Here is a 22,000-nt window from a genome sequence, read left to right on the forward strand (position 1 = left end):
CGGCCTTTTGCACGAGGCAAACCGCCTGGGTGTTTGACCCAGGATTGACGAAGCGGATGGGTAGACCCGAGAGGCCGAGTGCGAGGGATGCCGACCATCAACGTGTCGCCGGAAACGCCTCTTCGTTGACCTGTGCTGAGCCGCGCCGCGTCAAACCGTTGCAATCGCCTTGGCGGAAACTCGTTTGTCATCTAACTGAAATAAACATCTGGCATCACCATTTCGAGCACCACAAATGCTTGCCGGCAAAGCTGTTTCGAAAGCCGGAATCTTTTGGATCGTCGATTGCCAACCGGCCGGCTGCGTCTATGCTGCACGCACCGGTACGGCCGAAGAGGGATCACCATGGCCAAGGCGGACAAGACTGCAACGATGAGCCGGCTGCATTCGGCGGCAAGGCTGGCAAGGACCGCGCTGGCGGCGCGGCTTCTGGCGCATGGCTTCTATGCCGGCCAGGACCAGATCATGCTGACGCTCGACCGCGAGGACGGCCAGACGCCCGGCAATCTCGCCGGCCGCCTCGGCGTGCGCCCGCCGACCATCACCAAGACCATAAACCGGCTGCAGGCCCAGGGCTTTTTGGAAAAGCGCGCCTCTTCCGCGGATGCACGCCAGGCGCATATCTTTCTCACCGACACCGGCCGCGAGATCATCCACGCCATCGAGAAGTCGGTTAAGAAGACCGAGAAGCAGGCGTTGAAGGGCCTCGACAAGAAAGAACAGAAGACGCTGTTCAAGCTGCTCGCCCGCATCGAGGCCAATTTGTCGAACGAGGAGCTGGTGCTCGTCGACGACGACGCCGACATCGACGACTGACCGGCACGGCGGCCGCGTGTCTTGAGCTAGGCCGCCACCGAAGGGCCGCGCACCAGCGCCGACCAGCGGCCGGGCGTCAGGCCGAATGCTTTCTTGAAATGTCTGTTGAAATGGCTCTGGTCGCTGAAGCCGGCGCCGACGGCAATCTCGGCCAGCGGTTCGCCGATCTCGATCATCCGTCTTGCCTTTTGCAGCCGGCGCATCAGCAGGAAACGATGCGGGCTGGTGGAATAGGTCGCGCGAAAATGGCGTGACAGCGCATAGCGGTCGAGCCCGGTGACGGCTTCCAGCTCATCGGAACGAACGGACCGCTCGGCATTCTCCTCGAGATAGCCGCGCGCCAGCGCTGCCGCACGCGAGGCCGACTTCCCCATCGGCTTTGCCTTCTGTCCCGCATGACGCCCCAGATGCCGCGCCAGCTCCGCAACGAAATCGGCGACGAACAGCTCGTTCAGTTCCTCATCGAGCGGCGACAGGGCCGAAAGCAGCGTGCCACGCAAGGCGGGATCGCTGACCACAGCATCCCTGACGAAAGGCAGCGGCGCGCCGTCGAGGCAGTCGAGCAGCAGAGACGGTTCCAGATAGAGGATCCGGTAGCGCAGACCATCCTCGGTCCCGGCGCCGCCATCGTGCACTTCGTCGGGATGCAGCACGATAACCTGGCCGGGCAGGCTGTGGTTGACAGTGCCCCTGTAGTGGAAGCGCTGCACACCGGAAAGCGTCACGCCGACGGCAAGTGTATCATGACGGTGCAGGTCGAAGGCGTTGCCATGGAAATGCGCCTCGATGCGCTCGATGCCAGCGGTAACAGGCGCCGACACGATCCGGTCCTCATCCGCGCACGAACGTTCAAGACCCTGCGTCGCCTCACCGTCTAGATCGTGCGTCATCACCTATCCCTGCCCCTTCATGGGCGTGCTCCGGAGTCCTCATTTTGGTGTTCGATACGAAATTTGCAATCGTGCTGCGGGACGATCTCGCCGTCTGGCAAAAGCTCAACGTCACGGCCTTCCTGACCAGCGGCGTCGTCGCGCAATTCCCCGACATTATCGGCGAACCCTACCGCGACCGCGCCGGCAACCTTTACAATCCTCTGTCGATCCAGCCGGTCATCGTGCTTTCGGCCGATGGGCCGACGCTCAACTCCATCCACCGGAAGGCGCTGGAGCGGGGCGTGACGGCGTCAGCCTATGTCGAGGAGATGTTTGCCACCGGCTTCGATGCGGCCAACCGCGCCGTCTTCGCCGAGTTCGGCCCTGAGGACGCCAAGATCGTCGGCATCGCGCTGCGTGCCGACAAGAAACTCGTCGACAAGATCACCAAGGGCGCCCGCATGCACGCCTAATTCAGCAGGAAGCGTGTAACGGCGCTCATGAATTCAGTCGGCCGCTCGACGTTCAGCATATGGACGCCCGGAAGCAGTGTAAGCGTGGCGCCGGGGATGCTGACTGCGATCGCCTCGCTGTGGCTTGCCAGCGTTACCTTGTCGTCTTCTCCACCGATCACCAGGGTGGGGGCGGTAATGAGGGAGACAGTCCGGCGCAGATCGCAATCGCGTACGGCGGCGAAGCATCCCGCGAGACCTTGGGGCGGCGTCGCCAGGACCATCGCGCGGAACGCGTCGACGGTTTCGTTTGGGCCGGCAAGCATCGAGGCGGGAAACCAGTTGTGCATGAACATGTCCGCGGCGGCCGACATGTTGCTCGCAGCAAGGACAGTACGGATCTGCCCGTCAAAGTAAGAAGCCGGCCCGAGATGTGGCGAGGTGTTGGAAAGGCTGAGACGCTCGATGCGGTCCGGGGCATGGATACCCAGCCACTGCCCTACGAAGCCGCCCAGCGACAGCCCGCAGAAATGCACGCGGGCGATCTGAAGCGCATCCAGCAGCTCAAGGACGTCGCGGCCCAGCCGATCGAGCGAATAGGCTCCGGCCGGAGCATCGGAACTGCCGTGGCCGCGCAGATCATAGCGCAGCACCCGGAAAGATCCGGCAAATTCCGCAAGCTGCCGGTCCCACATATGCAGGTTCGTCGCAATGGAATTCGAGAGCACAAGTACAGGGCCGGCCCCCGCCAGCTGATAGGCGATCCGGCAGCCGTCGCCCGTCGTAAAATAAAGCGTGTCAGTCATCTGGTCCTCATCTCACCCTGGCGAAAGGAGTTCGATGCTCCCGCCGCCCTTTGAATGAGCCACCCTAGGCCTCGTAATTATCCAGGAAAATTACTATGATTGGACAATCTCAGTAGGTTTTGGCGATAATGAATGGTCTGAAACTCCACGACCTACGGTGCTTTGACGCCGTGGCAAGCGAGGGCAGCTTCCAGGCGGCCGCCCTTGCCTTGAACCGATCGCATCCATCCGTCTTCGCCGCTGTCGCACGCCTCGAGCAGTTGCTCGGGCTCACACTTCTCGACCGCAGCGGATATCGGGTGGGGCTGACGGAGGCGGGCCGCGAGTTTCACGCGCGAGCGCAGCTGACATTGCGCGAGCTCGACCATCTGCGAACCTATGCGGGCCAGTTGGCGAGTGGCGAGGAGACGGTCCTGCGTGTGGTCGTGGGTGATCTGTGCCCGCGACCGCAAATCCTGCCTATGCTCAGCGGCTTCTTTGCCGAACGCACCGGGACACGCCTGCACCTGGAGTACGAGGCGGTCGGCGGTCCGCTCGAACGGTTGATGGAAGGCGAGGCTGACCTCATCTTCCATCGCGCGGATCCTTCCGATCCGCATCTCGAGCGGATCCATCTCTGCGCGGTGCCCCTCGTGCCGGTGGTGGCGCCTGGGTTCCTTCCGTTCGCGCCTGGCCGCGAGATTGCGCCGGAGCAGATGCGGCCCTTCACCCAGTGCGTGATCCGCGACACGGCGCGGCGGCCGTCGCCGGAGAGCTATTTCCTCGTCGACGGTGCGCATCAGTGCTCGGTGCCGGATCATCTGATGAAGAAGGAACTGATCCTTCACGGATTGGCCTGGGGCCATCTGCCGGCATGGCTGATCGAGGACGAACTGCGGGATAGGAGGCTGATCTCGATCGCTGGTGCACATCTGCCCGGCCGGACGGAGACCCTGGCGGCGGTGCGCCGGCGCGACCGACCGCACGGACCCGTCGCCCAGGCGTTGTGGCTTCATCTCCAGGCGCAAGTGGCATCCGGCGAGGCGCTTTAGCCGGCATAGGATCGGCCCGCGCTGAGCCTGCGCGCGGCTCCTGTTGTGCCAGTCGCTTTTGGCTTGCCGGGCGCAGGCGATTGCCGCAAAGGTTAAGCGTTGATCCTCCCTGCCCGGCCTGACATTGAACGTTCCCGCAAAATCAGACGAAAGCGCAACGCCGCCCGCGGCGATGCTGTTCATGCTTTCGACCTATGTCTTTTTCACCTTTCTCGACACCTCGAGCAAATATCTGGTGCTGGCCGGCGTCTCGGCGCTGATCGTCGCCTGGGCCCGCTTCACCGTCCATGTCCTGCTTGTCGGCGTCTTCCTGCGCGGCTGGCGCGAGCCGTCGCGCTTCCGCGCCAACAATTTGCCGGCCCACATCCTGCGCGGCGGTCTGCTGTTCGGCTCGACGATGTGCAACGTCATGGCGCTCAAAACGCTTCAACTGGCCGAGACCACCTCGATCTACTTCTTCGGGCCGATGGTGATCACCGCCCTTGCCGGACCGCTGCTTGGTGAATGGGCCGGCTGGCGGCGCTGGCTGGCAATCCTGTCGGGCTTTGTCGGCGTGCTCGTCATTACAAGGCCGGGCGTCGGCGTGTTCGGCATCGGCCATCTCTTCGCGCTCGGCTCGATGCTGTCGAACAGTTTTTACGTCATCATGACGCGCCGGATGTCGGCCAGCGAAACCTCGGAAAGCCTGATCCTGTTTTCGGCACTGGCGCCGGCCGTGCTGCTTCTGCCGATGCTGCCGTTCTCGCATGGCCTGCCGCAGGATGGCTGGCACTGGTTCATACTGGTGATGCTGGGCGTGTTCGGCGCCGGCGGCCACTGGCTGCTGGTGCAGGCCTACCGCCTGGCGACCACCACGGCGCTGGCGCCGTACCCCTATTCGCAGATGGTCTGGATGATCCTGTCCGGCTGGATCATCTTCCACCAGTTCGCCGACCGCTGGACGCTCGTAGGTGCTGCCATCATCGTCGCCAGCGGCCTTTACATCATCCATCGCGAGCACCGTTTGCAGCTGCACAATCGCACGACCGTCGATGCCGAGGCGGAGGCGCTGGCGAAAAAACTTTGATTTGCTCCGAATCCGATGGCATAACGCCGCATTTAAAAAATTTAAAAAACTCGGGGAGCGAAGGGCTGGCACAAAAGATCAAGCTTTCGACGATCGCGGATGCGCTTGGCGTCTCCACGGCCACCGTCTCCCTCGCCTTGCGCGACAGCCCGCTGGTCGCCGGCGCCACGCGTGACCGCATCAAGGAACATGCGCGGGCCATCGGGTATATCTACAACCGCCGCGCCGCCTCACTGCGCACCTCGCGCTCGGGGATTGTCGGCGTCGTTGTGCACGACATCATGAACCCGTTCTTCGCCGAGATCCTGCGCTCGATCGAAAGCGAACTCGATCGCAGCCGGCAGACCTTCATCCTGTCCAACCATTATGACCAGTTGGAAAAGCAACGCACCTTCATCGACACGCTGCTGCAGCTCGGCGCCGACGGCGTCATCATGTCGCCGGCCATCGGCACGCCGGCCTCCGACATCGTCATGGCCGAGGAAAACGGCCTGCCTGCGGTGCTGATTGCACGCAGCGTGGAAGGCGCCGACGTGCCGGTGTTTCGTGGTGACGATGCCTATGGCACGGCACTTGCCACCAATCATCTGATCTCGCTCGGGCACAAGCGCATCGCCATGATCGGCGGCACCGACCAGACCTCGACCGGGCGCGACCGCTACCAGGGCTATCTCAACGCCATGGAGGCCGCCGGGCTTGAGGTCAGGCCATCCTGGCGCATCGCCGGGCCGCGCACCAAGCAGGGCGGATTCGAGGCGGCTGGACAGTTTTTGGCGCTTAAAGACAAGCCAACCGCCGCTTGCTGCTGGAATGATCTGGTCGCCATCGGCCTGATGAACGGCATTGCCCGCGCCGGCCTGGTGCCGGGCGCCGACATCTCGGTCACCGGCTATGACGATCTCGAGGAGGCGGCAATCGCGACACCGGCGCTCACCACGGTCTGGAATGGCCAGCGCGAGGTCGGCCGCCGTGCCGCCAGCGCGCTGCTCGACAAGCTGAACGGACAGGCGGTACGGCCGTCACAGGAACTGATCAAGCCGGAACTGCATGTGCGCCAGTCGACCGGCAAGCCGGTGGAGCGTGCATGACCAAGACTGATGCGTTGCAGACCGTCGCCGTTCTGGTGCCAGGACATTTCAACGACCATGCGGTCGAGCGCATCGACCGCACCTTCAAGCGGGTCAAGATAGAGCGAGCCGATCCCGCCCTGGTCACCGAGGAGATGCGCCATGACGTGCGCGCCATTGCGTCCTTTGCCGGCGTCAATGCGGCATTGATGGATGCATTGCCCAACCTCGAACTCATCGCCTCCTTCGGCGTCGGCTATGATTCGGTCGATGCCGGCCATGCGGCCAAGAAAAACATCATGGTCACCAACACCCCCGATGTTTTGACCGAGGAGGTCGCCGACACCACGATCGGCCTTTTGCTCAACACCGTGCGTGAACTTTACAACGCCGAGAAATGGCTGCGCGACGGCAGTTGGGTGAAGAAGGGCAACTATCCCCTGAGCCGGCTGACCTTGCGCGGTCGGCATGTCGGCATTTTCGGCATGGGCCGCATCGGCCTTGCCATTGCGCGCCGGCTGGAAGCGTTCGGGCTGCCGGTGGCCTACCACAACAGGCGCAAGGTCGAAGGTCTGGCTTATGAATACCACCCGACGCTGAAGGGCCTTGCCGAAGCGGTCGATACGCTGATTTCCGTAGTGCCGGGCGGCGCTTCCACGGAGAAGGCGGTCAATGCCGAAATCCTGGCGGCGCTTGGCGCCAACGGCGTTTTCGTCAACATCGGCCGTGGCAGCACGGTCGACGAGGCAGACCTCGCCGCAGCGCTTGCCAACGGCACCATCGCCGCGGCCGGGCTCGATGTTTTCGCCGATGAACCGAATGTGCCCAAGGCTTTGCTGGAGGCGCCCAACACCTCGCTTTTGCCCCATGTCGGTTCGGCCTCGCACCACACGCGCCGCGCCATGGCGGATCTGTGCGTCGACAATCTGGTATCCTGGTTCAGCGAGCGCCGGCCACTGACCCCGGTGCCGGAGACGGCGCAAGTCAAGCCACGAAGCTGAGCGGCTGTCTGCCACACTCGTTAACGTCGGCTTAACGCTTTGGAATCATTCTGCATCTGCGCCGGGGGGCGCGGAGTGCAAGATGACGAAACTTCCGGCATTGATTGCGGCAGCGGCACTTTTCGCCGGCTTTCAGCTGTTTCACGGCGGCAGCAGTGAAAGTTCGGCCAATGAAGCAAGGCCGGCAACCACCTTCAGGCTGGTCGCCAATGGCGACGAAGGCGACTGCGCGGTTAGCCGCGGCGCCGCGATTGACGATGGCCTGTCGCTGTTGACCGTGGCGCCGAACTGCCGCGGGCTGCTGCCGGGGATCGAGCGGGCAAAATTCTGGCGAGAGGGCGAGGACGGCACGATCGCGTTCAGCGCCGACGGCACCGACCCGATCGTCACCTTCTCGGTTGCGGATGGCGACGGCTACGAATCCTACGCTCCGGCCACGCCGCTGCTTTCGCTGGCGACAACCGGCGAACGGGATCAATCCGCCGGCAATTGATCGTCGGGATTTATTCCGCCGCCGCCCGCGCGCCGGCCTTCGCCGCCGCATGCAGGCGCACCGCATCGCCGAAGGCGCGGAAGATCTTGGCCGAGTTGCCGTCCGACTTGACCCAGTATTCGGGGTGCCATTGCACGCCGACGGCGAAGGCGCGGGCGTCCTTCACCGAAACTGCCTCCACCGTGCCGTCGCCGGCAACCGCCTCGACCTGCAGCTTCGAGCCGAGCCGGTCGATGCCTTGGCGGTGCAGCGAGTTGACCTTGATGTCGCCGGCGCCAAACACGCCGGCCAGGCAGCTGCCCGGCTTGATCGAAATGGTCTGGTGAATGGCGAAGCGTTCGTCCTGGTTGTCGCTCACCGGCGCGCGATGGTCGAGCGAGCCTTCGCGCTCCTGGATCTCGGTGCCAAGCGTGCCGCCCAGCGCAACGTTCAACTCCTGGATGCCGCGGCAGATGGCAAGCAGCGGCACGCCGCGCTCGATCGCCTTGCGGATTAGCGGCAGCGTGGTGGAATCGCGCGCCGGGTCGTAGGGGCCGTTGGCTTCGCTGGCGTCGCCGCCATAGAGCGATGGATGCACGTTGGACTTCGAGCCAGTGACCATGACACCGTCGACCGAAGACAACAGCTCGTCGAAGTCGAGCCGGTCACCGAATGACGGCACCAAAAGCGGGAACACGCCGGCGCCGGAAAGTGCTGCCTCGATATATTGCTGCGGGACGGCATGCCAGGTGTAGTTGTCGAACTGACGGACGTCGGTTGATATGGCGACGAGCGGCTGGTGCATTTTGGGTCCGGATTCCATTTGGCGCGAAGCGAATAGCTATTGTGCCTGCAAAATAGGCGATCCGAAGGCGCTTTTCCATGGCAAGTTTCGCCATCTCGCATGGGCCACGCGGCGAACGTTAGACTATAGTTGCAGGCTGGCCGGCCGGCCCGCGGATTTGTCGCCAGCGCCGCCGTCAAATCCCGCCACCATGCTGGACTCGACCTTTTGCCCGTGTATTGTTTCGGGCAAATCGATACCGTACGTGAGGAGATGTCCCTGATATCGGTTGTTGGTCCAATAGGGAGGAACTGCATGGATCGTCGTTCATTCATCCGCAAGGCCGGGGTCACCGGCGTGGGCGCAGCGGCGGCTGCCGCTACGCTAGCCGCACCGGCAATCGCCCAGTCCAATCCGAAAGTGACGTGGCGGTTGGCGTCATCCTTTCCCAAGTCACTCGATACGATCTATGGCGGCGCCGAAGTCTTCTCCAAGATGCTGTCTGACGCGACGGACGGCAATTTCCAGGTCCAGGTCTTCGCCTCCGGCGAACTCGTGCCCGGCCTGCAGGCCGCCGACGCCACCACTGCCGGCACCGTCGAGGCCTGCCACACGGTGTCATACTATTATTGGGGCAAGGACCCGACATGGGCGCTCGGTGCGGCGGTGCCGTTCTCGCTCAACGCGCGCGGCATGAACGCCTGGCACTATCATGGCGGCGGCATCGACCTGTTCAACGAGTTTCTTGCCACGCAGGGTCTTTTCGGCCTGCCCGGCGGCAACACCGGCGTGCAGATGGGCGGCTGGTTCCGCAAGGAGATCAACACCGTCGCCGACCTGTCCGGCCTCAAGATGCGCATCGGCGGCTTTGCCGGCAAAGTGGTGCAGAAGCTCGGCGTCGTGCCGCAGCAGATCGCCGGTGGCGACATCTATCCGGCGCTGGAAAAAGGCACGATCGACGCCGCCGAATGGGTCGGCCCCTATGACGACGAGAAGCTCGGCTTCTACAAGGTCGCGCCCTACTACTATTATCCCGGCTGGTGGGAAGGCGGCCCGACCGTCCATCTCTTGTTCAACAAGGCCAAGTACGAGGAGCTGTCGCCCGCCTACAAGTCGCTTGTGCACACCGCCGCGCAGGCGGCGGACGCCAACATGCTGCAGAAATACGATTTTCTCAATCCTGCGGCGGTGAAGCGGCTGGTGGCCGGCGGCGCGAAATTGCGCCCGTTCAGCCAGGACATCATGGCCGCCTGTTTCGAGAAGGCCAATGAGGTCTACACCGAAATGGAAGCCACCAACGCACCGTTCAAGAAGATCTGGGACTCGATCAAGGGCTTCCGCAAGGAGCACTATCTGTGGGCGCAGGTGGCCGAGTACAATTACGACACCTTCATGATGGTCCAGCAGCGCAACGGCAAACTGTAGGCTGGGATCTGTCCCTTCTCCCCGTCACTATACGGGGAGAAGGTCCCGGCAGGTGGATGAGGGGCGGCGCAAACTTCGGCGATCGATCGCCTTGGGCTTGGTAGCCGCCCCGAAATTATAGCTTATTTTTCCGAGCATTGACGCTACCCCTCACCTGCCTGCCGGCATCCTGTCCCCGTATAGTGACGGGGAGAGGGGCGCGGTCATCGCCGTTTCGCCAATCGCCAACGCCGCAGGATTGAGGCTGCCCTTCATTCCATGCCCGGCACCACCAACACCTTGACCTCGCCGGGCGCTGCCGGATTGGCGATCACCGAGGCGGCTTCCTCCAGGCCGACCTGCCTTGAGATGAGCTTGTCGATCTCGATTGCGCCGGACGCGACAAGGTCCGCCGCCCGCCTGTGGGTGAAGGGGTTGATGAACGAGCCGAGAACCTTCAGTTCGCGAAACAGGATGTCGAACGGTTCGAAGGGCACTTTCACGCCTTGCGGCATCACGCCGACGATCACCACCGAGCCGCCGGACTTCGCCAGCCGCATCGATTGTTCGACGGTATCGGGGACACCGGCGCATTCGAGCACCACGTCGGCCCCGCCGGGCACAAGACCGGCTGGGCCGGCGATCGCCTCGATCGGGTCGACCGCGTTTGGGTCGACCGTCGCCGTTGCACCGAGTTCTTCAGCGAGCGCCCGGCGGGAGGCCTGCCGCGTCGACAGGATGATGGTCGCCGCTCCTGCGAGCCTCGCCAATTGCACGGTAAGCAGGCCGATGACGCCGCCACCAAGCACCACCACGGCAGCGCCGGGTCTGATTCCGGCGAGGTCGACAGCGTGCAGGCAGCAGGCCAGCGGCTCGCAGAAGGCGCCATGCGTTGGCTTGAGGTTCGCAGGCAGAAGAAAGGCCTGGCTCTGCGGCATCACGACGTAGTCGGCGAAGCCGCCGTCGCGATGGATGCCGATGGCCCTGAGATTGCTGCACAAATTGACCCGGCCAGCCCGACAATGACTGCAGCGTCCGCAGAAGATGTTGGGATCGCCGGTAACACGGTCACCGATGGCGATGCCGGAAACCGCATCACCGACAGCCTCCACGATGCCGCAGAATTCGTGACCAAGCGTCACCGGCGGGCTCGAAGGGAATTCGCCGTGGAGGAGGTGACGGTCGGTGCCGCAAACGCCGCAGGCTTCGACGCGCACCAGAACGTCCTGCGGTCCCGCAACAGGCTTGTCGACCTCCCGTAGCGCAATGCTGCCCACGGCTTCCAGGCGCACGGCTCTCATGACATCCTCACTCAGGTTCTCAGTGTTCACACATCAGTTGAAGTTCGGCGGCTGCGACAGGTCGGTCGCCGGCGCCGCCGGCTTGGCGGGCGGCGTCTCGCCGAAATTCGGCGGCTGCGAGAGATCGTTCGACGGTGGCGCCGCGGGTGATGGGCCACCGTTGGCTGGTGGTGGTGTGCCGAGAGGCGCAAGGCCTGGCATATCAGGCAAGTTGATCTCGATCGTTCCCGGATCGACGGCCGCACCCTTGTAGCGCATGACCATTTGCGGGAAGGCGATGGTCAGCCCGATCATGATCACCTGGATGCAGACGAAGGGCACGGCGCCCCAATAGATCTGGCCGGTGGTCACCGGCGCGATCTGCTTGCCGGTGAGGCGATCGAGATAGGGCACGCGCGCGGCGACCGAGCGCAGGTAGAACAGCGCAAAGCCGAAAGGCGGGTGCATGAAGGAGGTCTGCATGTTGACGCCGAGCAGCACGCCGAACCAGATCAGGTCGATGCCGAGCTTATCGGCTGCCGGCGCCAAAAGCGGCACGATGATGAAGGCGAGCTCGAAGAAATCGAGGAAGAAGGCGAGCACGAAGACCAGGATGTTGACGCCGATCAGGAAGCCGACTTCGCCGCCCGGCAGCGACGTCAACAAATGCTCGACCCAGACGTGGCCGTTGACGCCGTAGAAGGTCAGCGAGAACACCCGCGCGCCGATCAGGATGAACAGCACGAAGGAGGAAAGCCTGGTCGTCGAAGCCAGCGCCTGCTTGATGACCTCCAGCGACAACCGCCCCTTCATTGCCGCCATCGCCAGGGCGCCAACCGCGCCCATGGCGCCGCCCTCCGTCGGGGTTGCGATGCCGAGGAAGATGGTGCCCAGCACCAGGAAGATCAGTGCCAGAGGCGGGATCAAAACGATGATCACCTGCTGCGCCAGCCTGGACATCATGTTGATGTTCAGGCCCTTGTCGGCGATCGCCACGATATAGATCAGGATCACGCCGATGCTGGCGCCAAGGATATCGGCATTGTCGCCATGCGCCGGCGCAAGGTAGCGATAGGCCGCATAGGAAGCCGCGACTGCCACCAGCAGTGCCGCGAGCAGCGACAGCACGCCGTGGCCAAGCGTGCGGGCCGCCAGCGGCAACGCCGGCATCGAGTTCGGCCGGACGACCGACATGATCAGGATGTAGAGCGTGTAAAGGCCGGTCAGCACCAGGCCGGGGATCAGCGCGCCGGCATACATGTCGCCGACCGAACGGCCGAGCTGGTCGGCCAGAACGATCAGCACCAGCGACGGCGGGATGATCTGGGCGAGTGTGCCGGATGCCGCGATGACGCCCGACGCCAGTCGTCGGTCATAGCCGTAGCGCAGCATGATCGGCAGCGAGATCAGGCCCATGGCGATGACCGAAGCCGCGACCACGCCCGTGGGCGCGGCAAGCAGCGCGCCGACGAAAATCACCGCATAGGCAAGGCCGCCGCGAACCGGGCCGAACAGCTGGCCGATCGTGTCGAGCAGGTCCTCGGCCATGCCCGATCGTTCCAGCACGATGCCCATGAAGGTGAAGAACGGGATTGCCAAGAGCGTGTCGTTCGACATCACCCGGCTGCCGTAGAAATTGTCGGGCAGCGCATGCAGCAGCGGCCACGCCAGGTTGATCGAGCCGCCCGAATAGGGCGACAGCACGACACCGATGAAGAAGAACATCAGGCCGTTGGCGGCGAGCGAGAAAGCGACGGGGTAGCCGATCAGCAGGAAGATGATCAGCGAAGCGAACATGATCGGCGCCATGTTCTGGGCGATGAACTCGATCATGGGCGCGCCTCCTGGGCGAGCGCCTTGGCTTCTTCGGCAAGGGCTTTCGCCTCGAGCTCGGCCTGTTCGTGCACCGAGATGAACGGATTGGGATCGTCCATGTCGCCGCGCATGATGGCGATCTTCTTGATGATCTCGGAGATGCCCTGCAGCGCCAGCAGAAAGAAGCCGACGAGCAGGATCGCCTTGGCCGGCCAGATGATCAGGCCGCCGGAATTGTTCGACATTTCGCCGCTGCGGAACGACAGCGACACGTAGGGTATAAAATAGATCACCATCAGCGTCACGAACGGCATCAGGAAGAAGACATGGCCGAGCAGGTCGATCCAGTGCTGCACGCGGCGCGACCACATGCCGTAGACGATGTCGATGCGGATATGGTCGTTCTGTTTCAGCGTGTAGGCGGCGGCCAGCATGAAGGCGGCGCCGAACAGGTACCACTGCAGTTCCAGCCAGGCATTCGACGAGACGTCGAAGACCTTGCGGATGATGGCATTGGCGGCGCTGACCAGGATTGCCAGCAGGATCAGCCACGATATCCACCGGCCGATGAACTCGTTCATACGGTCGATCGTTCTGGATAGAGCGAGCAGCCCTGCCATGCATTTCCTCCCTGAGGTCGAAGGCGCGCCGGCTCCCCTATTTTCCGTCGCGCCGCTGTGGCCCAACGGTATGCCGTGCGTGGTTCGGCGGGTCAACATGGCATGGGCGCGATCAACGCCGTCGTGACGGGGGGCAGGGGATAAGTGCCGACCGGCTGCTGCGTCATGCAACCAAAGTCTGACAGCGGATGCGGCGATCAGGCGATCTTCTGCTGGTCGCGGCCGGGACCGATCAGCACAAGTGCCGCGACCAGGAACAGATACATCCAGCCATCGCGCCATTCGATCGGGAAATAGCCGGCCCATAGCGACTCCGCCATGCCGAAGGCGGCCGCACCGAGCGCGGCCCGAGGCGGAGAGAGATAGCCGCCCACCGCCGTCACGAACAGGATTTTCAGCCCGTAGACGAGGCCGGAGCCGAAGCTGACATTGCCGTAGTAAAGGGCGGCCATGATTCCGGCCAGCGCGGCGCAGAAACCGCCGAACAGCACCGCATGCCGGAACACTGCGCGCACGTCCACGCCGCACATGGCAGCCGCTTTGGGATCGTCGGAGACGGCGCGCCAGCGGCGGCCGAAGCCCGAGCGGGCAAACGCCCATGCAGCGAGCATGATTGCCGCCAGAACCACCGCGCAATCGATGAGCTGGATCAGCGTCAGCGTCGCCTGGAAGCCGGCATCCTGAGCAAAAACGATGGGCTGCGCCAGCATCGGCGGCAGCCACCAATCATGCGTGTCGGCGGCGATACGGCTTGCTTCCGACAGCACCAGCAGGATGCCGAGCGTCGTCACCACAATGGCATTGGGCGTGCGGTCGGCCAGCGGTTCGAAGACGCTGCGCGACAGCACGTGGCCGATCAGCGCGGCATAAAGGAAAGCCGTGACGACGCCGAGCACCACTGCCGCCAGCAAGGTCAGCCACAATACCTGATAGCCGAAGGCCACGGTCAGGATCATCGTCTGGCCGCAAAAGGCGAACAGCGCGCCATAGGCGAGATTGGTCCGGTGCAGGATGCCATTGGTCAGCACGTAGCCGAAGGCAAGCAGCGCATAGAGCGCGCCGGAATGCAGCCCGTTCAGCACCTGCTGGAAGAAATAGAGCATAGACAGCTTTCCGGGCGCCGGAGCCCGCGCCAAGGTTTGCATCGTAAAATCTAACTTGTCAAACGCGATTTATCGGTTAGATTTCTGATATGACAGTATCTTGGAGCCCACATCGCTTCACCGGCGGCATTCTTGCGCTCGATACGGCCAACACCGTGGTGTTGCGCAACGATCCGGAAAAGACTTTCGACCGTTTTGCCGATCCGGCCGAGATCGCGCGCTTCGCCAACGCCGCAACCGGCTTTCGCGGTGCCGAGCTTGGCGGCAGACCGCTAGAGGCGACCTCGCCGGACAGCATCGCGCCGGTGGTGCTGGCGATCCGCGAGACGACCGACCGCCTGTTTCGCGGCGCGGTGTCGAAAGGTGCGCTTGCCGCCGGCGACCTCGCCGCTTTTCTCAAGGCCTGCGCCAACGGCCTCGATCGGAGCCCTGCCGAAATCGGCGCACCGGGTAGACCGTTCGGCGATCCATCGACGCCGATCGCGTTCGAGGCGGCGCTGGCGGTTTCGGCCTTGTCGCTGCTGCGCGACGACACGGTCGCCAGGCTCAGGATCTGTCCCAATTGCAGCTGGCTGTTTCTCGACAGGAGCCGCAATTCCAGCCGCCTTTGGTGCGATATGGCTGTGTGCGGCAACCGCCAGAAAGCAAGCCGTCACTATCGCCGCCGCACGGCGGCACATGAGGTCAACAATGCCTAGGGTTGTTTTTCGTTCGATCCTTGTCGGTGCTGCGCTCATTGCAGCCGTTGCGCTTGGCGCCTGCCGCGACACCGGCGGCGACGGCAAGCTGTTCGAGGTTTCCGGCAAGGTCGTCGTCTTCAACTACCGTCTCGCCCGGGCGACCTATGTCGTGACGCTGCGGCCCCTGCAGCCGATGGGCGAAGGCCAGGTTGCGGTCGCCAGCTTCCAGAATCCGGCTGGCGGTCCTCCCCTGGTGATCGAGCAGAAGGTCTGGCCGAAGCTCGACAAGGTCAGCCTGGAAAGCCCGGCGCTGACCTGTATCGTCAAGGACAAGCCCTACGCGATTTCGATCAGCATCAGGGGTCCTGACGGCACGTTCCTGCAGAAGATCGACACGACGCTGATGTCGAGCGAGGACCAGTCGATCCTTCCCGACCGGCCGCTGGTGGTTGACCAGCTCTATACGGCCAATCCCGATCTTGCCGGCCATCCCGACGGCAAGCTGCCGGGTGAGCCGAAGCCGGATTGCTCGAAAGGCTGACGCGTCTTTGCCCGGCGCGACTGCGTGGAAATTTCTGGTCGCCGGACAACCGCCGCGGACCGATTTCGTGCCGGATACGCGACGGCAGCGGATCGTTCGTTGCGCTTTGCCTGGCACTTTCGATTTCGTTTGACCTGCCTTGCAAGCGGAGAAAGACTGCGCCATCTCACTCCTACGTTGGCTGCGCGCCCCCGGTGCTGTCTCCGCAGAGGAAATGCCTGATGACGCTTCACGACGTCGCGCTCGACGACAAGTTCGATCTTGGTAAGGAGCGCATCTTCCTGTCCGGCGCACAGGCGGTCATCCGCATGCTTTTGATGCAACGCGAGCGCGACCGCCGGGCCGGCCTCAACACGGCCGGCTTCGTGTCCGGTTATCGCGGCTCGCCGCTCGGCGGCCTCGATATGCAGCTGTGGCGGGCGAAAAAGCAGCTGGCGCAGGCCGACATCGTCTTCCAGCCCGGCCTCAACGAGGAGCTTGCCGCCACCGCCTGCTGGGGCTCTCAGCAGACGGAATTAATGGGCGAAGGCAAGCATGACGGGGTGTTTTCGGTCTGGTACGGCAAGGGACCGGGCGTCGACCGCTCCGGCGACGTTTTCCGCCACGCCAACCTCGCGGGAACCTCGAAGTATGGCGGCGTGCTTGCGCTGATGGGCGACGACCATATGGCCGAATCATCGACCAATGCGCACGCCACCGAATTCCTGTTCGTCGACACCATGGTGCCGATCCTCAACCCGGCCGGCGTTCAGGAGATCATCGACTACGGCCTCTACGGCTTTGCCATGTCGCGCTTCGCCGGCACCTGGGCGGCTATCAAATGCGTCAAGGACAACATCGAATCCACGGCCTCCGTCGATGCCGCGCTCGAGCGCCTGAACATCGTCGTGCCGGAGTTCGATATGCCGCCCGGCGGCCTCAACATCCGCGATGAGATCGACATGCTCGGCCAGGAGGAGCGGCTGCATGAATACAAGCGCGCCGCTGCATCCGCCTTCATCCATGCCAACGGCCTGAACCGCATCGTCTATTCGGGCGGCCGCGCGCCGAAGCTCGGTATCATCACGCTGGGCAAGAGCTATCTCGATGTCCGCCAGGCGCTGGAAGACATCGGCATCGACGAGGCCGCCGCCAACCGCATTGGCATCCGCCTGTTCAAGGTCGGCTGCCCCTGGCCGCTCGACCTGCAGCATATCGCCGAATTCGCCCGCGGCCTCGACACCATCGTCGTCGTCGAGGAGAAGCGCTCGCTGATCGAGGTGCAACTGCGCGAAAACCTCTACGGCACCGCCACCCAGCCGATGATCGTCGGCAAGAAGGACGAGCGCGGCGACTGGCTGTTCCCGGCCAAGGGCGCGCTCGACCCCAACGAGATCGCCATTGCGCTGGGCGAGCGCATCCTGCGCACAATCGGCCCTTCGGAAGAGATCACTGCAAAGGTGGCAAAGCTGCGCCAGTTCCAGGCGATGCTTGCCGACACCAGCGATATCGGTTCGCGCACGCCGTTCTTCTGCTCCGGCTGCCCGCACAATTCCTCGACCAAGGTGCCGGACGGCTCGATCGCCGCCGCCGGTATCGGCTGCCATTTCATGGCGCTGTGGATGGACCGCAACACGGTCGGCTTCACCGCCATGGGCGGCGAGGGCGCACAATGGGTCGGCCAGGCGCCATTCTCCAAGCGCGGCCACATTTTCCAGAATCTCGGCGACGGGACCTACAATCACTCCGGCACGCTGGCGATCCGCTTCGCGCTGTCGACCGATGCCAACATCACCTACAAGATCCTCTACAACGACGCCGTCGCCATGACCGGCGGCCAGCCGCATGAGGGCGGCCTGACTGTCGACATGATCGCCAAGCAGGTGCGCGCCGAAGGCGTCGAGCGCATCGCCATCGTCACCGACGAGCCGGACAAATATGCGGGGAAGGCCGAATTCCCCTTCGGCGCCACCATCCACCACCGCGACGACCTCGACCTCGTTCAGCGCGAGCTGCGCGACGTCAAGGGCGTCTCGGTGCTGCTCTACGACCAGACCTGCGCCGCCGAAAAGCGCCGCCGCCGCAAGCGCGGCACCTTCCCGGATCCCGACAAGCGGGTCTTCATCAACAAACTGGTCTGCGAGGGCTGCGGCGATTGCGGGGTGCAATCGAACTGCGTCTCGATCCAGCCGGTCGAAACCGAGTTCGGCCGCAAGCGCAGAATAGACCAGTCGAGCTGCAACAAGGACTTCTCCTGCGTCAACGGCTTCTGCCCGTCCTTCGTCACCGTGCACGGCGCCAAGATCAGGAAGGCCGAAGGCATTGCCGGGCGCTCCGACCCGCTTGACGGCGTGCCGGTGCCAGCCGAATTCCCGCTCGGTAGCGAGGGTTGGGCGGCGATCATCGACGGCGTCGGCGGCACCGGCGTCGTCACCATAGGTGCTGTGCTCGGTATGGCCGCCCATCTCGAGGACAAGGGCTGCGGCATGATCGACATGGCCGGCCTCGCCCAGAAGGGCGGTTCGGTGTTCACTCATGTCCGCATCGCCCGCACGCCGGACGACATCCACGCGATCCGCGTTTCGGCCGGCAAGGCCGACCTGGTACTCGGCTGCGACCTTGTCGTGTCCGGCGCCAAGAAGGTGCTTGGCGCGGTGCGCGAAGGCCATACCATCTTCCTTGCCAACACCGCCGAGATCATGCCTGGCGAGTTCGCCCGCTCGGCCGATTTCTCGCTGCCCATCGAGCGCCTGAAGAAGGCGATCCGCGCTGCGGCTGGCGACGACAAGACGCATTTCTTCGACGCGACGGGCACCGCCACCCAATTGTTCGGCAATTCGCTCGGCGCCAACATGTTCATGCTCGGCTTCGCCTTCCAGCATGGCGGGCTGCCGCTGTCGGCGCAAGCCGTTGAAAAAGCAATCGAATTGAACGGCGAGGCGGTGGCGATGAACATCGCCGCCTTCCGCTGGGGCCGGCGCGCCGCGCATCAGCCGGAGTTTGTGCGCGGCCTGGTCGCCCAGCCGGGCAAGGCCACTGAGATCGCCAAGACGCTGGACGATATCATCGCCCGCCGCGTCGCTTTCCTCTCTGCCTATCAGAATGCCGCCTATGGCAGGCGCTACGCCGAGAAGCTGGCGGTTTTGCGTGCTGCCGAGGCCAAGGCCGTGCCTGGCTCGACCGCGGTGACCGAGGCCGCCGCCAGAAACCTGTTCAAGCTGATGGCGATCAAGGACGAATATGAGGTGGCGCGGCTCTACACCGACGGCTCCTTCGCTATGGAGCTCTCAAAACAGTTCCAGAGCTACGAAAAGCTCGAATTTCATCTGGCGCCGCCGATCATGGGCAGGCGCGGCAATGACGGCAAGCCGAGGAAATCGAGCTTCGGCCCGTGGATGATGAAGGGATTTCGCCTGCTGGCGGCGCTGAAAGGCCTGCGCGGCACGGCCTTCGACGTGTTCGGCTACAGCACTGAGCGGCGCATGGAGCGGCAGCTTCTGGCCGGCTATGAGGCCGATCTGGAGCTTGTCGCCAAAGCACTTGCGCCAGGCAGGATCGAGGCCGCCATCGCCCTTGCCTCGGTGCCGGCGCTCATTCGCGGCTACGGCCATGTGAGGCAGGGCAGCGCCGAAAAGGCCGAGGGCGAGCGCACAAGGCTTGTCGAGCGGCTGGCCAACACGCCGGCGCGGCCTGAACTTCAGGCCGCCGAGTGATCGATACGCCTTGTTTACCTGAACACGAATTTTCGCGGTTTACGCCGGTGGAGCCGACTTGACGCCAAGCGTCGAAACGGCATCTCTAAACCTTTCTTAAGGCGAATGTGACATGACTGCGGTTCGTGCGACACCGCAGGCCATGCAAGAAAACAAAGCCGCAGAGATAGGTGAGGACGTCTATGCTGGGTTCGTGCGATCGTTGTTCAACGATCCCGGGATCCTGCTGATTGGCGCATTTTGCCATGGCCTCATCGGCATTCTGGTTTATTTTACCTCGGGGCATCCGGCCTATCTTGCATTGGCCGCGCTTATGCTTGGGGCGGGGCTTTACCGTTACTACGGCATCCGCAAAGGCCTGCGCATAGGCAGTTTCGAAACTTATGAACAAGCCAAGAAGTGGGAACGCTACTACCTGGTTGGCGGCACCATCCAGGCTTTCTTCATGGGGCTTTTCTGCTTCACCTCAATCTATCTCATTCCCGATGTCTTCGGGGAAAGCGCCGCCATCGCCGTCATAATGGGCTCGACGGTGACCATTGTCGGCCGCAATTACGGCTCCAAGACCATGGTTGCGGTGCAGGCCTTCACGGTCGTGCTGCCGATCGCGGTCGGGCTGATGCTCAAGGGACATCTCGGCGATTTCATCCTCGGCCTCTACATCGTGCCGTTCATCTTCATCATCACCCGGATGGCCAGCCACGTCCGCACCGTGCTGTTCAACGCCATTTCGGAGCGCAAGACGGCCGCCAGGCTCGCCGAGCGCTTCAACCGCGCGCTCAACACCATGTCGCATGGCCTGGTCATGCTCGGCCCCGACGGCAAGGTCGTGGTCGGCAATGCCGAAGCCGCGCATCTGATGTCGCTGCGCTCGCCTGACCAACTGCTCGGGCGGTCGATCCATTCGCTGCTCCTGCGCGGCGTCGCCGGAGGCATGCTGGCGCCGAAAGACTGTCGTTATGTCGAAGCGCAGCTGACGCGCGCCTTGCGCGAGGGCCGCGACCGCAAGGTGCTGGTCTCCTTCTCCAATGGCCAGCACTATGAGTTCTCGGCCCGTGAAGGCAATCAGGACCTCGGTGTCATCACCTTCGAGGACGTCACCGCCCGTGTCGAGGCTGAGGAAAAAATCCGCTTCATGGCGCGCTATGACAGCCTTACCGGCCTGCCGAACCGCGCGTATTTCCATGAGCTGGTCGGCGAGGCCATGGCGTCGGGCAGCCGCGACCGCCTGTGTGCCCTGGCGGTGCTCGATCTCGACGATTTCAAGAGCGTCAACGACACCCTCGGCCATCCGGTCGGCGACGGACTTATCTATGCCGTTGCCGAGCGGCTGGCGGCCGTCGCCGGGCAAGGCGTCAATGTCAGCCGTTTCGGCGGCGACGAGTTCATGATCTTCTTCGACCGCGTCGAGGATGAAAGCCATCTGACGGGCCTGCTCGACCAGATCTTTGCCGATCTGCAGGGCGAGGTCGACGTCGCAGGCCACGGTCTGCGCATCCAGGCAAGCGCGGGCGCCGTGCTGTCCAGGGTCGACGACACCGATGTCGACGCCATGATCGTCAAGGCCGATCTGGCGCTCTACAAGGCCAAGGAACTCGGCAAGAACAACTGGCGGCTGTTCGAGGCAGCGATGGATGCGGCGTTCCGCAACCGCCAGCTGATGAAGGCCGACCTGCGCACGGCGGTCGAAGGCAAGGCGCTGCGGGTGGTCTATCAGCCGATCGTGGCGATGAACACCATGCGCATCGCCAGTTGCGAGGCGCTGTGCCGCTGGGATCATCCCGATCTCGGGCCGGTTTCGCCCAGCATCTTCATTCCGCTGGCCGAAGAAATGGGCATCATTTCCGAGATCAGCACTTTTGTGCTCGCGGCTGCCTGCGCCGAATGCGCCAAATGGCCGGGCCAGACCAGCGTCTCGGTCAACCTTTCGGCCAAGGATTTCCGCAACCGCGACGTTGTCCAGAAGGTTCGCGACGCGCTTGCCACTTCGGGGCTCGCCGCCGGCCGCCTCGAGATCGAAGTCACCGAAACCGCGCTGCTCGACGACAAATCGCTGACGCGCCAGTATATCGAGGAACTGAAGCAGCTTGGCGTGCGCATCGCGCTCGACGATTTCGGCACCGGCTATTCAAGCCTGAGCTACCTCCACAAGCTGCCGCTCGACAAGATCAAGATCGACCGTTCGTTCCTGATGGACGTGACCCAAAACAAGCGTTCGCTCGACTTGTTGAAGGGCATCGTCGACCTGACCCGCGTGCTCGGGCTGACCGTCACCATCGAAGGTGTGGAAACCTTCGAACAGCTGAAGATCCTGGTGCATTCGGTCAAGCCGGACCTCGTCCAGGGCTTCCTGTTTGGCGCAGCACTCAGTGCCTCGGGCATAGAGACCATGTCCAACGTGACCTGGCCTTTCGCCGCCGAGCTGCGGCCGGCGGCAAAACTCGCCACGCCCTGACCCGTCATTAAATTGCGCTTGAAAAGCCCGTCTAAAAAGCGTT

19 protein-coding genes are annotated in these 22,000 nt (G+C 63.5%); 12 read left to right on the forward strand and 7 right to left on the reverse strand.

Annotation, left to right across the window (positions count from 1 at the left end):
• Positions 1-345 precede the first annotated feature (345 nt).
• On the forward strand, positions 346-816 hold the full coding sequence (locus NKI37_RS12680) for a MarR family winged helix-turn-helix transcriptional regulator (RefSeq protein WP_023694717.1): 471 nt from the start codon (positions 346-348) through the stop codon (positions 814-816).
• Between the two features lie 26 nt (positions 817-842).
• On the opposite strand, the gene NKI37_RS12685 is transcribed toward NKI37_RS12680, so the two are convergent.
• Positions 843-1,706: an AraC family transcriptional regulator gene (locus NKI37_RS12685; RefSeq protein ID WP_023694716.1), complete on the reverse strand. Its 864-nt coding sequence runs from the start codon at positions 1,704-1,706 to the stop codon at positions 843-845.
• 47 nt (positions 1,707-1,753) lie between these two features.
• On the opposite strand from NKI37_RS12685, the gene NKI37_RS12690 reads away from it, so the two are divergent.
• Positions 1,754-2,161, forward strand: a complete 408-nt coding sequence (locus tag NKI37_RS12690) for a DUF2000 family protein (RefSeq protein ID WP_023694715.1) — start codon at positions 1,754-1,756, stop codon at positions 2,159-2,161.
• Here the strand turns inward: NKI37_RS12690 and NKI37_RS12695 are convergent.
• Positions 2,158-2,946 (reverse strand): alpha/beta fold hydrolase, encoded by a 789-nt coding sequence (locus tag NKI37_RS12695; protein ID WP_352789693.1) that lies wholly within the window; start codon positions 2,944-2,946, stop codon positions 2,158-2,160. The two genes, NKI37_RS12690 and NKI37_RS12695, sit on opposite strands and share 4 nt — an antisense overlap.
• A gap of 128 nt (positions 2,947-3,074) precedes the next feature.
• Between NKI37_RS12695 and NKI37_RS12700 the strand changes: the two genes are divergently transcribed.
• From NKI37_RS12700 to NKI37_RS12720, 5 genes are all read left to right on the forward strand, one after another.
• The gene (locus NKI37_RS12700) at positions 3,075-3,977 is read left to right on the forward strand and encodes a LysR family transcriptional regulator (protein WP_023694713.1); all 903 of its coding nucleotides are present in this window, start codon (positions 3,075-3,077) and stop codon (positions 3,975-3,977) included.
• A 181-nt stretch (positions 3,978-4,158) separates the two neighbouring features.
• A complete protein-coding gene (locus NKI37_RS12705) occupies positions 4,159-5,043 on the forward strand; it encodes a DMT family transporter (protein WP_032906353.1) in 885 nt (294 codons plus the stop codon).
• Positions 5,044-5,108: 65 nt separating this feature from the next.
• The gene (locus tag NKI37_RS12710; protein ID WP_023671355.1) at positions 5,109-6,131 is read left to right on the forward strand and encodes a LacI family DNA-binding transcriptional regulator; all 1,023 of its coding nucleotides are present in this window, start codon (positions 5,109-5,111) and stop codon (positions 6,129-6,131) included.
• Positions 6,128-7,111, forward strand: a complete 984-nt coding sequence (locus NKI37_RS12715) for a 2-hydroxyacid dehydrogenase (protein WP_023671354.1) — start codon at positions 6,128-6,130, stop codon at positions 7,109-7,111. Before NKI37_RS12710 ends, NKI37_RS12715 begins: the two co-directional genes overlap by 4 nt.
• An 82-nt stretch (positions 7,112-7,193) precedes the next feature.
• Positions 7,194-7,604 carry a hypothetical protein gene (locus NKI37_RS12720; RefSeq protein WP_023683514.1) on the forward strand — a complete coding sequence of 137 codons (411 nt, stop codon included), beginning with the start codon at positions 7,194-7,196 and terminating at the stop codon, positions 7,602-7,604.
• Between the two features lie 10 nt (positions 7,605-7,614).
• Here NKI37_RS12720 and NKI37_RS12725 read toward each other — a convergent pair whose 3' ends face one another.
• The gene (locus tag NKI37_RS12725) at positions 7,615-8,388 is read right to left on the reverse strand and encodes a gamma-glutamyl-gamma-aminobutyrate hydrolase family protein (protein WP_023703661.1); all 774 of its coding nucleotides are present in this window, start codon (positions 8,386-8,388) and stop codon (positions 7,615-7,617) included.
• A gap of 294 nt (positions 8,389-8,682) precedes the next feature.
• Here NKI37_RS12725 and NKI37_RS12730 point away from each other — a divergent pair, with 294 nt between their 5' ends.
• Positions 8,683-9,792: a TRAP transporter substrate-binding protein gene (locus NKI37_RS12730; protein WP_352789697.1), complete on the forward strand. Its 1,110-nt coding sequence runs from the start codon at positions 8,683-8,685 to the stop codon at positions 9,790-9,792.
• A 251-nt stretch (positions 9,793-10,043) separates the two neighbouring features.
• Here the strand turns inward: NKI37_RS12730 and NKI37_RS12735 are convergent, their stop codons facing one another.
• The 4 genes from NKI37_RS12735 to NKI37_RS12750 form a co-directional block, all read right to left on the reverse strand.
• Positions 10,044-11,072, reverse strand: a complete 1,029-nt coding sequence (locus NKI37_RS12735) for a zinc-dependent alcohol dehydrogenase family protein (RefSeq protein ID WP_023694709.1) — start codon at positions 11,070-11,072, stop codon at positions 10,044-10,046.
• A 33-nt stretch (positions 11,073-11,105) separates the two neighbouring features.
• Positions 11,106-12,884, reverse strand: coding sequence for a TRAP transporter large permease (locus NKI37_RS12740; protein ID WP_352794460.1), 1,779 nt, complete (start codon positions 12,882-12,884; stop codon positions 11,106-11,108).
• The gene (locus NKI37_RS12745) at positions 12,881-13,486 is read right to left on the reverse strand and encodes a TRAP transporter small permease subunit (protein WP_023671348.1); all 606 of its coding nucleotides are present in this window, start codon (positions 13,484-13,486) and stop codon (positions 12,881-12,883) included. Before NKI37_RS12745 ends, NKI37_RS12740 begins: the two co-directional genes overlap by 4 nt.
• A gap of 197 nt (positions 13,487-13,683) precedes the next feature.
• Positions 13,684-14,589 (reverse strand): branched-chain amino acid ABC transporter permease, encoded by a 906-nt coding sequence (locus NKI37_RS12750; protein WP_023695936.1) that lies wholly within the window; start codon positions 14,587-14,589, stop codon positions 13,684-13,686.
• Positions 14,590-14,678: 89 nt separating this feature from the next.
• On the opposite strand from NKI37_RS12750, the gene NKI37_RS12755 reads away from it, so the two are divergent.
• The 4 genes from NKI37_RS12755 to NKI37_RS12770 all read left to right on the forward strand — a co-directional run bounded on the left by NKI37_RS12755 (position 14,679) and on the right by NKI37_RS12770 (position 21,957).
• Positions 14,679-15,287, forward strand: coding sequence for a CGNR zinc finger domain-containing protein (locus tag NKI37_RS12755; RefSeq protein WP_023694705.1), 609 nt, complete (start codon positions 14,679-14,681; stop codon positions 15,285-15,287).
• Complete coding sequence (locus tag NKI37_RS12760) at positions 15,280-15,810, forward strand: hypothetical protein (protein WP_023671345.1); 531 nt, start codon at positions 15,280-15,282, stop codon at positions 15,808-15,810. The genes NKI37_RS12755 and NKI37_RS12760 overlap by 8 nt, the downstream gene beginning before the upstream one ends.
• Before the next feature lie 221 nt (positions 15,811-16,031).
• Positions 16,032-19,502 carry an indolepyruvate ferredoxin oxidoreductase family protein gene (locus NKI37_RS12765; protein ID WP_352789701.1) on the forward strand — a complete coding sequence of 1,157 codons (3,471 nt, stop codon included), beginning with the start codon at positions 16,032-16,034 and terminating at the stop codon, positions 19,500-19,502.
• Positions 19,503-19,614: 112 nt separating this feature from the next.
• Positions 19,615-21,957, forward strand: coding sequence for a putative bifunctional diguanylate cyclase/phosphodiesterase (locus NKI37_RS12770; RefSeq protein ID WP_502896363.1), 2,343 nt, complete (start codon positions 19,615-19,617; stop codon positions 21,955-21,957).
• The last annotated feature ends 43 nt before the right edge of the window (positions 21,958-22,000 follow it).

Origin of the sequence: Mesorhizobium sp. M0626, assembly GCF_040320665.1 — a bacterium.
In the GTDB taxonomy this organism is placed as follows: Bacteria; Pseudomonadota; Alphaproteobacteria; order Rhizobiales; family Rhizobiaceae; genus Mesorhizobium.

Bases quoted from the DNA above. Each gene is read 5' to 3' on its own strand.
- NKI37_RS12745 (WP_023671348.1), bottom strand. From the start codon at position 13,486: ATGGCAGGGCTGCTCGCTCTATCCAGAACGATCGACCGTATGAACGAG.
- NKI37_RS12700 (WP_023694713.1), top strand. From the start codon at position 3,075: ATGAATGGTCTGAAACTCCACGACCTACGGTGCTTTGACGCCGTGGCA.
- NKI37_RS12755 (WP_023694705.1), top strand. From the start codon at position 14,679: ATGACAGTATCTTGGAGCCCACATCGCTTCACCGGCGGCATTCTTGCG.
- NKI37_RS12725 (WP_023703661.1), bottom strand. From the start codon at position 8,388: ATGCACCAGCCGCTCGTCGCCATATCAACCGACGTCCGTCAGTTCGAC.
- NKI37_RS12770 (WP_502896363.1), top strand. From the start codon at position 19,615: ATGACTGCGGTTCGTGCGACACCGCAGGCCATGCAAGAAAACAAAGCC.
- NKI37_RS12735 (WP_023694709.1), bottom strand. From the start codon at position 11,072: ATGAGAGCCGTGCGCCTGGAAGCCGTGGGCAGCATTGCGCTACGGGAG.
- NKI37_RS12720 (WP_023683514.1), top strand. From the start codon at position 7,194: ATGACGAAACTTCCGGCATTGATTGCGGCAGCGGCACTTTTCGCCGGC.
- NKI37_RS12685 (WP_023694716.1), bottom strand. From the start codon at position 1,706: ATGACGCACGATCTAGACGGTGAGGCGACGCAGGGTCTTGAACGTTCG.
- NKI37_RS12760 (WP_023671345.1), top strand. From the start codon at position 15,280: ATGCCTAGGGTTGTTTTTCGTTCGATCCTTGTCGGTGCTGCGCTCATT.
- NKI37_RS12705 (WP_032906353.1), top strand. From the start codon at position 4,159: ATGCTTTCGACCTATGTCTTTTTCACCTTTCTCGACACCTCGAGCAAA.
- NKI37_RS12695 (WP_352789693.1), bottom strand. From the start codon at position 2,946: ATGACTGACACGCTTTATTTTACGACGGGCGACGGCTGCCGGATCGCC.
- NKI37_RS12750 (WP_023695936.1), bottom strand. From the start codon at position 14,589: ATGCTCTATTTCTTCCAGCAGGTGCTGAACGGGCTGCATTCCGGCGCG.
- NKI37_RS12680 (WP_023694717.1), top strand. From the start codon at position 346: ATGGCCAAGGCGGACAAGACTGCAACGATGAGCCGGCTGCATTCGGCG.
- NKI37_RS12730 (WP_352789697.1), top strand. From the start codon at position 8,683: ATGGATCGTCGTTCATTCATCCGCAAGGCCGGGGTCACCGGCGTGGGC.
- NKI37_RS12765 (WP_352789701.1), top strand. From the start codon at position 16,032: ATGACGCTTCACGACGTCGCGCTCGACGACAAGTTCGATCTTGGTAAG.
- NKI37_RS12740 (WP_352794460.1), bottom strand. From the start codon at position 12,884: ATGATCGAGTTCATCGCCCAGAACATGGCGCCGATCATGTTCGCTTCG.
- NKI37_RS12715 (WP_023671354.1), top strand. From the start codon at position 6,128: ATGACCAAGACTGATGCGTTGCAGACCGTCGCCGTTCTGGTGCCAGGA.